Annotated in this window: 11 protein-coding genes and 1 tRNA gene; 3 read left to right on the top strand and 9 right to left on the bottom strand. The window is 33.8% G+C overall.

From position 1 onward, the window contains the following. Positions 1–123 precede the first annotated feature (123 nt). The 9 genes from OUY_RS04325 to OUY_RS04370 all read right to left on the bottom strand — a co-directional run bounded on the left by OUY_RS04325 (position 124) and on the right by OUY_RS04370 (position 8,784). Positions 124–675, bottom strand: coding sequence for a 5-formyltetrahydrofolate cyclo-ligase (locus tag OUY_RS04325; protein WP_010403418.1), 552 nt, complete (start codon positions 673–675; stop codon positions 124–126). Continuing rightward, entirely contained in the window at positions 659–1,288 is a 630-nt protein-coding gene (locus OUY_RS04330) for a ferredoxin reductase domain-containing protein (RefSeq protein WP_139686783.1), read from the bottom strand. Before OUY_RS04330 ends, OUY_RS04325 begins: the two co-directional genes overlap by 17 nt. Positions 1,289–1,321: 33 nt before the next feature. Next, on the bottom strand, positions 1,322–2,449 hold the full coding sequence (locus OUY_RS04335) for a SurA N-terminal domain-containing protein (RefSeq protein WP_139686784.1): 1,128 nt from the start codon (positions 2,447–2,449) through the stop codon (positions 1,322–1,324). A 118-nt stretch (positions 2,450–2,567) separates the two neighbouring features. Continuing rightward, positions 2,568–2,658: transfer RNA gene (locus tag OUY_RS04340), tRNA-Ser, on the bottom strand. 373 nt (positions 2,659–3,031) lie between these two features. Beyond that, entirely contained in the window at positions 3,032–3,538 is a 507-nt protein-coding gene (gene ppa, locus OUY_RS04350) for an inorganic diphosphatase (protein ID WP_139686786.1), read from the bottom strand. Positions 3,539–3,597: 59 nt separating this feature from the next. Then, complete coding sequence (locus tag OUY_RS04355) at positions 3,598–4,830, bottom strand: WD1261 family protein (protein WP_139686787.1); 1,233 nt, start codon at positions 4,828–4,830, stop codon at positions 3,598–3,600. Positions 4,831–4,937: 107 nt separating this feature from the next. Next, entirely contained in the window at positions 4,938–6,050 is a 1,113-nt protein-coding gene (gene mnmA / locus OUY_RS04360) for a tRNA 2-thiouridine(34) synthase MnmA (protein WP_010403319.1), read from the bottom strand. Positions 6,051–6,277: 227 nt separating this feature from the next. After that, on the bottom strand, positions 6,278–7,345 hold the full coding sequence (locus OUY_RS04365) for a rod shape-determining protein (RefSeq protein ID WP_007302210.1): 1,068 nt from the start codon (positions 7,343–7,345) through the stop codon (positions 6,278–6,280). A 20-nt stretch (positions 7,346–7,365) separates the two neighbouring features. Next, on the bottom strand, positions 7,366–8,784 hold the full coding sequence (locus OUY_RS04370) for a carboxypeptidase M32 (RefSeq protein WP_139686788.1): 1,419 nt from the start codon (positions 8,782–8,784) through the stop codon (positions 7,366–7,368). A gap of 273 nt (positions 8,785–9,057) precedes the next feature. On the opposite strand from OUY_RS04370, the gene OUY_RS04375 reads away from it, so the two are divergent. The 3 genes from OUY_RS04375 to ftsH all read left to right on the top strand — a co-directional run bounded on the left by OUY_RS04375 (position 9,058) and on the right by ftsH (position 13,021). Continuing rightward, complete coding sequence (locus OUY_RS04375) at positions 9,058–9,537, top strand: OmpA family protein (protein ID WP_139686789.1); 480 nt, start codon at positions 9,058–9,060, stop codon at positions 9,535–9,537. Between the two features lie 142 nt (positions 9,538–9,679). Further along, positions 9,680–10,972 carry a tRNA lysidine(34) synthetase TilS gene (gene tilS, locus OUY_RS04380; RefSeq protein ID WP_139686790.1) on the top strand — a complete coding sequence of 431 codons (1,293 nt, stop codon included), beginning with the start codon at positions 9,680–9,682 and terminating at the stop codon, positions 10,970–10,972. A 219-nt stretch (positions 10,973–11,191) separates the two neighbouring features. Next, entirely contained in the window at positions 11,192–13,021 is a 1,830-nt protein-coding gene (ftsH, locus tag OUY_RS04390) for an ATP-dependent zinc metalloprotease FtsH (RefSeq protein WP_139686791.1), read from the top strand. Positions 13,022–13,110 lie beyond the last annotated feature (89 nt).

The raw sequence follows: 13,110 nt of genomic DNA on the forward strand, positions 1-13,110 counted from the left end.
CCTTTTTTCTTAAGTCATAACTATATGCTACTGGCATCCTTACCTTCCACTACTATAAAACCTTATTTTCCTCGTTTGGACTATTATGAGAAGGGCTATACTATCAGAAAGAGGGAGACTATGCTACTCCTTTCTATCCACTTTTTTGAGCAATCCACTTCTACATCTAACACACATCTCAGTGATTATAATATCCAATTTTTGATCATGTTTTTCTACAGGTAAATTTTTACAATATTGCTTCTCATAGGCTACACCTATAAATATTTTTCCAAGTGGCCGTAATTTTTTTATCATTTCATCATACCAACCACCGCCAAAACCTAACCTATTAAAATGATCATCAAAAGCAACAATAGGGGTAATAATTGTGTCGGGAATTATATCTTCATCTGCTTTATTCCATTCCTCAAATTTTAATAACTTATTTTTATTAGGAATTGCTACTTTATATCCTAAATCGAGTAAATGATGCATCAAAGGCACAACATTAATTTCTCCGTCTGTTGGAATGTACGCTGCTATTGTTTTACCTTTAACGCAACTTAAGTTTTTGTTAAAGAGATTAATAAGAGAATTTGCTGCATAACTAGAATAACTTTCATCAACATCTTTTCTTATGGTTCTATATTGCTTCCTTAGTTCCTCTTTGTGCTGTTTAGTGTCTTTGAACATGTTCTATCCATTTTGCAGTGAGCTTTTCTTGTAAACTATTTTGCTTCAAGCGCTCACTTAAAAAATCAAAGTCAACAAGCTCCATATCCTGGTCTTGATTACTGCAACTATAAACAAAACTTATTTCTCCTGTTTCCTTATTTATGTGTTGCTGAATACATTGAGCGCAGATTTCTTTCATCATGCACTGCATAGGAGAGTTAACTGATGATATTGCTATGTGTTTTGGTTTCAGATATGGCTTTAAAATTGTTTTTCTAGCTTCATTTACAGCTTTCATCATTTTATCAGAACCAATAGTGATGATTTTATCTATAGTGTTTAAACTAATAGTAATTTTACCTAACTTTCCTTGCTGATATGAGCTTATTGCATTAACTATATTACCATGAAAGGATTTATCCTGATCTCTACTTGTTTCTATCAATCCTTCTTCACATGCCCAAATTACTGCACTTGATGCACGTTCTATCAGTGCTCGTTTAAATACATCACTTAATTTTTTATAGCCAGCGAAATATAAAACCTTATGATTGTTTTCAAGACATGCCTTCCCTATCGAAAATAACACTGCATTTCCAACTCCACCGCCAATGAGCATTATATTCTTCATAAACTTTTTATGGAGTAGAAAACCTCTCTAACTTCAATTAAACTGATAACTAACAGCTGCATTTTTACGCATATTATCCAATAACAGGTTGCTTTGTATCATAATCTTTTGTTGATACATTTCCTGTTTGATTGCTTCTATATCCATTGCATTATTTTTGATATCACATAACATCATCAACTTTGCAGTGCTATTTTCTCTTAATTCTACTATTTCATTCACATTTGTTTTACTAAATAAAATCTGTAAATCAGGATTTAAATTTCGCATTTTTATTTCAAACTCTTTTACGCTTGGCAACTTGAAATCATCTGCTAACTTGTCAAAATTTAAACAACTGACCTTTTGCTCCTTAAAATTAGAGAGTAAACTTTCTGAACCTTCAACTACAACCTGTTTCAGTTTTAAAGTACTTTTCAGCATTGTATGATTAAGCTGTACTTTATCTATGACTTTTATAACAGAGTAACCTTCGCTTAAACTAACCGGACCTGCTACATCACTGATTTCTAATCCTTCCAAAACGTCCTTGAGTTTACCTTTTAGCTGACTTAAATTAACGGTTGCTTTGCTCATCTTTATTGAAGATTCTGGATTATTACTGCTACGTAATTGTTTTATTAAATCTTCAGCCATCTTCTGATCAGGAATTACAAACTCCTGAAATGTAATAAGGTAGTCAGGTTTCTCTTTTTGTTTTCTTACATCGTCCACTTCTTTATCGCTGATATTGACAAGTGGCACAATTCCTACTTCAATAATCTTGTTCCACAGTAGCTGACACTTTACTTGTTTTTTTAGGGTATTGAGATCTATATTATGCTTTTTTACGTATTGATCAACTTCATCAGCCTCAAGTTTTAAACTTTGAGTTAAGAATAACGTGACAGCATTATTTAACTCCTCGTTACTCAATTCTATATTCATCTTCTGTGCTTTGCTGACAATGATAATTTCGTCTATTAACTGTCTTGGAATTTGAGATTTTACCTCTTTTTGATTAATCTTCTGAGTGCCAAGCAATGAATTTATGAAGTTTATACGTCTTTCGATATCTAAATTTGAAATTGGCTCACCATTTACATCTGCAACAATTTCAATCTCAGTTGCAAGTAACCTAAGCGGCAGCATTATTAATATCAAAATTAGTATTTTATGCATATAAAATTATTTAGCTAATAACTAATTCTATAATAAATACTGAATAAACGCTAGCTAACTTTTTAATAATTAAAAAAGAGGGTGAAATTACTGTAATGAATACCTAAACAATAATATACGGAAGGAGAGGGATTCGAACCCTCGATACGACTTTTCAATCGTATAACGGTTTAGCAAACCGCCGCCTTCAGCCGCTCGGCCACCCTTCCAAGTTTAGAACTTAAGATTATATAATATCAAGACCTTTACTGCCTGTCTAATGCTTTTAATTGCAATATTTGTATCTGTTCAGATGCATGGCTAATGTACAAATACTGAAACAAAAATTCCAGTGCTCCCTTTCTTGTCATCAGAGTAGCTGACAATGGGATCCAACTAAGTTGGTAAACACTTTACAACGTTTTTTGTGCGAAAGGACTGGATCCCAGTGTCAAGCACTGGGATGACACCATTTGTTGTAAACTCACTTTTACTCTATGGTTATACTACCTTGCCGCTATCCTGAACGGATACCAATATTTACCCATTAAAAACAACAACATTTTTCCGAATAACTGTAATTTCAGGCTAAATCAACGCAAACTAATTTCTACTTTTTTCAATAATTTTTTTTGCTTCTTCTACATCAGCCCATTCTCCAACTGTCACCGTTTTTTCCTTTTCTAAATCTTTATAATGAGAAAAGAAATGAGCTATTTTATCTAGTAGGTTTTTAGATAAATCAGAATAGTTTTTTATATTCTCATAATAGCTGTCAACACTGGAGATAGGTACAGCTAATATTTTTTCATCCTCCCCTTTCTCGTCTTTGGTAAGTAATGCACCTACTGGACGCACCGATATCAAAACTCCAGGCGCTAAAGGAAATTGAGTTAGCACCAAAACATCCGCAGGGTCACCATCACCTGCGCAGGTATTTGGTATAAACCCATAATTGCAAGGATAAGTCATTGAGGTAGACAAAAATCTGTCAACTTGTAACAACCCAAGCTCTTTATTAAATTCATACTTTACAGGTTCAGCACTTGCACTTATTTCAATTACTACATTTATTTCATCTGAATTTATCTTTATTTTACTTAAATCCATGGATTACCTCTTAACTTAAGAATAAGCATTATACAATATGTGCTTTTAAGTTGCCACATTTATGTAGTTCTGAGCTTATTTGCATGGAGCGGTTCTAATTTTTTCTTCCGCACATCATCGACTGTTGAAAGTGGTGGTTCCTGTGGTGGTTTCAATAATTGAGATAAGGCATATACTATTACGATAGTAAGCATTGCAGCAATTACTAGATTAGCAAAATTATCCTGTGGTAGGACACCTTTTATTGGATTAAATAATTTTTGCTCCATAAGGAAATAATCAGCAACATATAACCCAACAGACAATACAAACATACCTAAAATAAGTTTACAGACTGTGTTTTTATGATTTTTCTTGCTGACAATGAAATTTGGCCTACATTTATTCTCTTCTTGTGGCACTGAGTAGTATATATTTTTAGGGCTTGTTACTAATTGTTCAAATTCATCACTGTTTTGGTTTTTTAACAGTTGCTCCAGGGTGTTTTTTGTATTCTTAGGATAAATTAATCCATCCATTTTTAATGCTCTCTCTTGTCGATCCACATCCTCATGATCGATTGTATATTCGATGGTTCCATCTCTACTTGATAGCTCGATCCTTTGTAGTGAGCTAGCTAAGAACACTATATAGCTCTCTATTAATGGATCTTCACATATCTCTGATACTTCTCTTTTTACTGTTTTGTTAGATGACGAAAGTTTTTTATAATGACTACCCAAAGAAAAGAACAATGCTATATCTTTATCTACTTTTATGTTGTGAATAGAATAATAGAAGTCAATAATGCATTGATTTAAGGTAAATTCTCTATCATATTCGTTTAATGCATTTTCTTCACTTAACAACCTTCTAACATCAATAAGCACCTTATTTTCAAAATCTTCTACTGCTTTAAATATTGATTCTCTTTTTGGATTTGCCAAAACGTTAAGTAAATCTAATTTTCTTCCATCTACTACTTCGTGTATGTCTTTACCTAACTCAGACTCCTTAATAACTTTATATATTTCATCTATGATATCTTGAGTGCTCAGATTATTACTTCCGCTTAAAATTTTATAAGCTTGAGTATAAATTAAGAACAACCCTTGTAGACTAAATTGTAAGTTAAAATATTTATCTAATGATTCCTCTTTTTTTCTAACGAATGAAGACAAACCAATATGGTTTCTATGGTCTATTTTACCAGTTAAGTTAGCATGTTGAAAACCGCCTAAAAAAATAAACAAGGCCTCTAATAAATTACCCTTACCAACAATTTTTATTAGTTCTTCAACTTCCTTAACCATTGCTAAAACCTATAATGTTCTACTTTATAGTATAAGGGATACATGGCAAAATAGCAATAAATATTATTGTACGTTTACACTCTGTATCAAAGAATTAAGCCCTTTAGTTAAGAGCATATCCATCCACCGCCAATTACTTGCTCATCTTTATACGCTACACAGGCTTGACCTGGACTGATGCCAAAGTAATCGTCGTTTAAAATTACACAGGCTTTATTTTTTTCGTCAGTCGAATGTATTGTTGCTAAACTTCCTGCATGTGATGACCTGAGCTTCACAGTTACTTCCATGCCTTCTTTTGGTTGTTCTAGCCAATTTAACTCTTTGACCAATATCTTTTTTTGCATGAGCGCATTGATTGGACCCACTACAACCTCATTATTTTCTGTATTAATTCTTATTACATAAAGAGGCTCACTGTGTGCAATGCAGAGGCCTCTTCTCTGGCCCACTGTAAAATTTACTATGCCGCTGTGCTCACCTAGCACTTTTCTATGAATATCTACTATTTTACCTTTCTGTACAGATTGTGGAGCTAATTTAGCTATTGTTTTACTATAGCTTTCGGAAACAAAGCATATATCTTGACTATCCGGCTTTTCAGAGATTTGTAAGCTAAAATATTTTGCTAATTTTCTTATATCACTTTTATAGAACCCACCTAGTGGAAATCGCAAAAGCTTTAACTGCTCCTCAGTTGTAGCAAACAAAAAATAACTTTGATCTTTACTTTTATCAATACTTCTGCACAACTTTACCTCACCATTTTCTTCTAATCTTCTTACGTAATGTCCTGTTACGAGCACATCCGCACCAAGATTTTTTGTGACTTGCAATAGATCACGGAATTTGACTGTTTGGTTACATCTTACACATGGTATGGGGGTTTCCCCACGCATGTAAGTATTCGCAAAATCTTCTATTACTTCCTTTTTAAATGTTTCTTCGTAATTTAAAATATAATGAGGAAAGCCAACACTTTCAGCTACGCGTTTGGCGTCATAAATATCTTGTCCAGCGCAGCATGCACCTTTTCTTGCATTAGCATTGCCATCAGTGCCATATAGCTGAAGAGTCACACCTATCACTTCGTACCCAAGGTTATACAGCAGTGCTGCAGCAACGGAGCTATCAACTCCCCCGGACATTGCAACAATAGCCTTAGTTTGATGCGGAGCTTTATCTTTTAATAAAGGTTCAATTTCAAATTCTTTTAGCATATAATTTATAAACACAAACCTGGTGTCAATCACTGGAATCCAGTTTCTATTACACAATTTCATCGAAACAGCGTACTTATTTGTAGTCAAGTTCCAGTGTCAAGCGCTGGGATGACACCCCTTCCTGCTGGAAGTTGCCTTTAAATTACTTGATGCGTGACACTGGGATCTCATTTATATTACATAATTCCATCAAAACAATTCGATAAACTGCCTTCAAAAACAATTTAATCTTGCTTGAATAAAACATGGCCAAAATAGTCCATGTTTTCAAGTACTTTTCCGCTACCCAAGGCAACACAACAAAGTGGATCATCTGCAACACGAACTGGTAATTTTGTTGTTTCACTAATAACTTTACTCAAGTTGCGCAATAACCCACCTCCACCAGATAAAATTATTCCTCTATCAACTATATCAGAAGAAAGTTCAGGTGGAGTACTCTCCAGTGCAGTTCTAATAGCAGAAATTATCTGATGTACAGGCTCTATTAGGCTCTCTGCAACTTGATATTCTGATAAAAGCATTTCTTTTGGCATACCACTCACTAAATCCCTGCCTTTAATTATCATTCCCTCTTTGTTGTTTTCAACTGGCAGACTGGCTGAACCGACGTTTTTCTTAATTTTTTCAGCAGTTGTTTCGCCAATCAATAACTTATGATTTTCACGAATGTATGACTTTATTGCCTCATCCATAATATCACCACCTACTCTGGCAGAACGTGAATAAACAATTCCACCTAAAGAAATAATTGCAACTTCAGTTGTACCACCTCCTATGTCAACAATCATAGAACCTTCAGGTTCGGTAACTGGAAGTCCAGCCCCAATTGCTGCAGCCATTGGTTCTTCAATTAAGAATACTTCATTTGCACCAGCACTTTCTGCTGCATCTTGTATAGCACGCCTTTCAACTGGGGTAGATCCAGATGGAACACATATGATAATACTAGGCTTATTAACAGTGAATCTTGTGTTTGCGCTGCGTATGAAATATTTTAACATTTCTTCCGCGCTTTTAAAATCAGCAATAACTCCGTCTTTCAAGGGCCTTATCGCTTCTATTTCTCCAGGTGTTTTTCCGAGCATCATCTTAGCTTTTTTGCCAAAAGCATAAGGAACGTAACTTCCTTTTTCTTTTACTCTTGCTACAACTGAGGGTTCATCAAGCACTATCCCCTGACTTTTCTGATAAACCAAAGTATTTGCAGTACCAAGATCTATAGCAATATCGCTAGCAAATAAACCTTTGAAAGTAAAAAAATTTCTGATTAAATTCTGAACAAAACTCATACACAACTCAAGAAAACCATTTATTGAGACAAATTATACTTTTCAGATAAGTAACTAGTGTAGCACTCAATATCTAAATCCCTACCTGTTACCTTTTTTAGCTGTTCCAAAAAGCCATAATTTGCACTATATACATTTTTAGAGAACCAATCGATAAGTAAACTGAAATCTCCTTTTACTATAGAATCTAAAAATTCGTAATGATTTTTCTTAATGAAAGAAAAAAACTGCACAGCAGCGATTAACGCTATGACTTTAATAGGAAAGCAGCCTATAACACCACTTATCCAATACTCATCTTGAAAATAAGTGTCTAGCTCATTTTTAGCTTTTACTGAAATCTTGTAATGCTTCATACCTTCCAACCATTTATCGTGTAGATCTTTAACTTCTAACGTACCATTTATTAGATCTTGTTCTAATTTAGTTCTTAGCATAATGTGAGCCAATAAACTAAATTCATCCGCATTCTTCAAAAAAGATGAAAGATTTACTTTATTGAAAATCAAATACAAATTTTCAACACTACTATTAATTTTGCCTTTTGTAGAAAGTTTCTCCTTTATGTGTGGTTGAATGAACTCAATAAATTCTCTGGATGTTCCAATGATCCTTTCCATGAATAACCCTTGAGTTTCATACATAATATGTTTCGTAATTGAGCTCTTTATAGAATTTTGCGCTAAACATTTTTGATGAATTGCATAACCAGTATGCCGTAAAAGTAAAAATAAACCATAACAAAGGTCAGATTCATCTGAATCGATAGGATCGTAATAAGAAATGGAAATCTCATTTGGTGTAACACTCATTTGCTGTAAGAATAAGGAACCAAGTTCAATCTGTCTCTGAACCGTAACTTTTTGTATATTAGTAACCTTATCCTTCTTCTGCTTTTGAGTTACTTTCTCTACATTTTCACTAAAAAATTTACCTAGCTTGGGAAATATTTCCTTTATGTTCTTTTCTGTGATATTAGAGTCATAGTCAGCAAGCAATGACTCATAGTTTGAGCGCTTTAATTGCTGCGATTTTATAGAAGCTGCTTCACGAGTAAGCTTAATTAGGTTAGTAAAGCATTCTTTCAGCTTTTCTAAGTTACTAATTTCAGAATTAGTTAGCCTCCATAAGTTTTGGCATTCAATCTTAGCTTTGGACAAAGATTTTACTAAATCAACAGGAATAGCACTGCTGCTTTTGTGTATCCCCTCTATTAACTTTAGCTGCTGAATATTAGCACTCTTTTTATTCCCAAGAGCATTCGCTAATGATTCCTTTATTGCATCATGAGAGATAATTTCATGTCTGATTTCCTCTAGAAGACACATTTGTTCAACTTTGTCCTCTACATTCAATTGGCTTTTGCTTAGCAGTTTTAGTGTGTTTTCGATATTCCTTACCTTATGTAATACTTCCTCTAAAAACTTATAAGACCTCATTTTTATTCATTGCTTTGAAACATCTGCTTACTATCGTAATAGATTAATAATAAAGTTAAAAGTATATTTGCTTAAAGTACAATAAAAAATTGTATTTTTATTCTTTTATTGTACTTCATTGCTAAGAATTGAGCATCTTATCAGAAAATTAATTATAAGATTGTAAAGAAAACATTTAGTATTTTTTTCCCTTGACTCTATTCTAGTATAGAGGGATTATTAGTACTAAAATTAAAATTACGCACTATATTTTAAATTTATGGAGGTTTAGTGATGTGGAGTAGACTGATTATAATGTGTTGTTTTTGTTTACTGCTTACTGGTGTAAGTTCTTGCCCTAAAAAAGGAGTAAATACGACAAATAAAATGAATGCTGTTGTTAAGCAGATAGGTGATAAAAGAGTTTTCTTTGGTTATGATGAATCTAGTATCAGTGAAGTGAGTGCAGATGCATTACTTGACGTGATGGAAGTGTTACAAAATAATCCTGACGCAAAGGTCACTTTAACTGGTCATACTGACAATCGTGGTTCTCACGAGTATAATCTTGCACTAGGAGCTAGAAGAGCAGATGCAGCTAAAAAATTTATGGTCAGCTGTACACCTTATCTAGAAAATAGAATAAAAACTGCTTCTAAAGGTGAAACTGAGCCTTTGGTTAATGTAAAAGATGATTCTAGAAATTCTAAATATGAAAAAGAGCATGCTAAAAATCGTAGAGTGGAATTTTCATTTTTTGGAATAAAGAAGTAGTTTCTTGCATTAAAACCTGGATCCCAGTGTCAAGCACTGGGATGACAAAAGAGAGCAATTCCGCTGCTTATTAGCGGGATCTATATATACCACAAATAAGTCGCTGTATGACGTAGAGACTATCTGGCCATCAAGAAACATAATGAAATTAGAGTTATTATTTCAAAATATAGCTAATAGCTTTGCTTTCCATAACCAAATCGCAGTTGCAGTATCAGGTGGTGTAGATAGTATAGTCTTACTGCATTTAATGACTAACTGGGCAAAAAAAAACAAGCTCTCACTTCCTATAGCATTAACAGTAAATCATGGGTTACGTTCAGAGTCTCAAAAAGAAGCTGATTTTGTTATAAGTTATGCAAAAGAACTTGGAGCAAAGGAATCGTTCATATTAAATTGGGAGAAGCAAAATATTAAAGGTAATATTCAGTTACAGGCACGAAAAGCACGATATAAGTTACTAGCAGAGTGGTGTAAAAACAATAATGTTAAATGTTTGCTCGTTGCTCATCACAAAGATGATCAAGCAGAAACGTTCTTATTAAGATTGGAGCGAGGTAGTGGAGTAGATGGATTATCATCAATGGATTACAAATCTTTCTTAAATGGTATTTATATATTTAGGCCGTTGTTAAATTTTAGTCGTAGTGAAATAGAAAAGTACGCTAATCTTCACCGGTTAAAATGGATCGAAGATAGAAGCAATTATGACTTAAAATACAGACGAACTTTATACCGTAACTTACTTAAAGCAAGTGACAATCAAGAGATTTTAACAGAGCGAATATGCCTCACAGCCCTTCATATGAAAAGAGCTGCAAAAGCGTTGATGCACTACACACGCCTTGCACTTAATGACTGCGTTAATATTTATGATCTTGGTTATATTGAAATTAAACTAGATGAACTTTATAAACTGCCAGAGGAAATAGCTTTAAGGCTTCTTCTTTATTCTATAATGGCAATTGTCAACAAGCACTATAAACCAAGGTACCGTAGCCTTATCGCAATATTTAATAGAATATTGCAACAAAATAGTGATGTTAATTGCACACTCTATGGATGCAAAATAAGAAAATATGGAGAAAGTATTTTGATAATGAGAGAATCGTCAAATATACAGGAAATTACTGTACACTTACCATTAAATGGTTCTATTGAATGGGATAACAGGTTTAGCTGCACAATATTTGGAGATCAGGAGTGTTCAGTAACTATTGCTCCGCTAAAAAAAACACAAAAAATCCCTGAATTTCTAAAAAATTATGATTATTGCTCTGAAGTTTACTATTCTTTGCCTACAGTACAAAAAGATGGAAAGATGCTTGCTTATCCATGTATAAAACATGATAGCAAGCATATTGGTGATGATGAGATTAAATATTTTATCACTAGCATAATAAAGGAAAATTTGCTAAAGTTAATTGATGTTTAATTAAGGATTACAATGAGTGGGGCAAGGTTTTTTAAATTTGTAATTATTTTTCTAAAGTTTACTACTCTTTTCCAACAGTGAAAAAAAATGGAAAGGTGGTTGCTTATCCTGATGTAAATTATAACGGAGAAATACGGTGATGATAAGATTCGATGCATTATTAATAGCACGATAAAACAAAATTTGGTAAGCTTGATTAGTGTTTAATTAGAAATGTAAATGAAAAAATTTTTAGAAGGCTTATTGATCTGGTTAGTGATTATTGTTCTTATTTCAGTTGCTTATATTCAATTTAGCGGAAGTATAGGTAAGAGTAAAACAACCATACCTTTTTCAGAATTTTTAACTAGACTAGAAGATAATGATATAGAAAATATTACAATAAGAAACCAAAGCATCGAAGGGAAGTTTAGGGATGGGTCAGCCTTTAACTCAAGTGGTGTTATATATAGTGACTTAATAAAAAGTTTGCATGATAGGAAAGTGAAGTTCTTCTTTTCAATTGGAGACTCTGCAATAGGTATAATTGGTGGATTACTTATTCAATGGGTTCCGACCCTTATCTTTATCGGTTTATTACTTTTCCTTTTTAAACAAACGCAAGCAGGAGGTAATAGAACTATAAGCTTTGGCAAATCAAAAGCTAGGCTTATGACTACTGGAAAAAAAGTGACATTTGATGATGTTGCTGGGATTGATGAAGCAAAAGAAGAGTTGGTTGAAATTGTTGATTTTCTTAAACAAAGGCAAAAATTTCAAGTGTTAGGTGGGAAGATACCAAAAGGATGCCTTTTAATTGGTTCCCCTGGAACTGGTAAAACTCTACTTGCTCGTGCAATTGCAGGTGAAGCTAATGTACCGTTTTTTAGTATTTCTGGATCTGATTTCGTTGAAATGTTTGTCGGTGTTGGTGCAAGCCGTGTCCGGGATATGTTTGATCAAGGTAAGAAAAATGCTCCTTGTATAATTTTCATAGACGAAATAGATGCAGTAGGTAGGCATCGCGGCATCGGTCTTGGTGGCGGTAACGACGAAAGGGAACAAACATTAAACCAGTTACTGGTTGAGATGGATGGTTTCGAGTCTAATGAAGGTGTGATAATAATTGCTGCAACTAACCGTCCAGACGTCCTAGATCCAGCACTACTTAGACCTGGTCGTTTTGACCGACAGATTACTATTTCTTTACCTGATATAAATGGGCGTGAGAGAATATTAAATACGCATATAAAGAAAATATCGATAGCACCAGATGTAAACGTAAAAACAGTTGCGAGGGGAACGCCAGGTTTTTCAGGGGCTGATCTAGCAAATTTAGTGAATGAGTCTGCGCTTATTGCTGCAAGAAGAAATAAGAAAATTGTTACCATGGATGATTTTGAGTATGCACGTGATAAAGTGATGATGGGCATGGAAAGAAGGTCCTTAGTCATTACAGAAGAAGAAAAAAAGCTTACTGCTTACCATGAAGCTGGTCATGCAGTAGTTTCAGTTAATATGCCTGCTTCTGATCCTATACACAAAGCAACAATTATTCCACGTGGTAGAGCACTCGGTTTAGTTATGAGACTACCAGAAACAGATAGAGTGTCCCTCACAAGAGAAAAGATGCTAGCAGATATAACTGTTGCAATGGGTGGACGTGTGGCAGAAGAGCTAATTTTTGGCTATGATAAAGTCACAAGCGGTGCATCTTCAGATATAAAACTAGCATCAGATTTATCACGTTCTATGGTGACAAAATGGGGAATGAGCGACAAAATAGGTCCGATCTATCATAATCGCGAACAAATCACACATGATTCTGAGACAATTTCTGAAGATACGTTAAGACTTATAGATGAGGAAGTAAAGAAAGTCGTATTTTCTTGCTATGAAAAAGCAAAAGACATTTTAACCAAGCGTAGGAAAGACTTGGAGCTCATTGCTGAAAATCTACTGGAGTTTGAAACTTTAACAGGAGATGAAATAAGAGACATATTAAGTGGAAAAAAAATTGTTAGAAATGAAAATGAAGGTAAAGAAGAGATAAGAAGATCCTCTCTCTAATAAGATCTGGCTTTATTTAACCGCTAAAACAAAAATTTTTAATTAATTAGCTTAAGTTATAAGATCATAGTTAAGCCGATGTATTTTAT

This window comes from Wolbachia endosymbiont of Leptopilina clavipes, assembly GCF_006334525.1.
GTDB lineage: Bacteria > Pseudomonadota > Alphaproteobacteria > Rickettsiales > Anaplasmataceae > Wolbachia.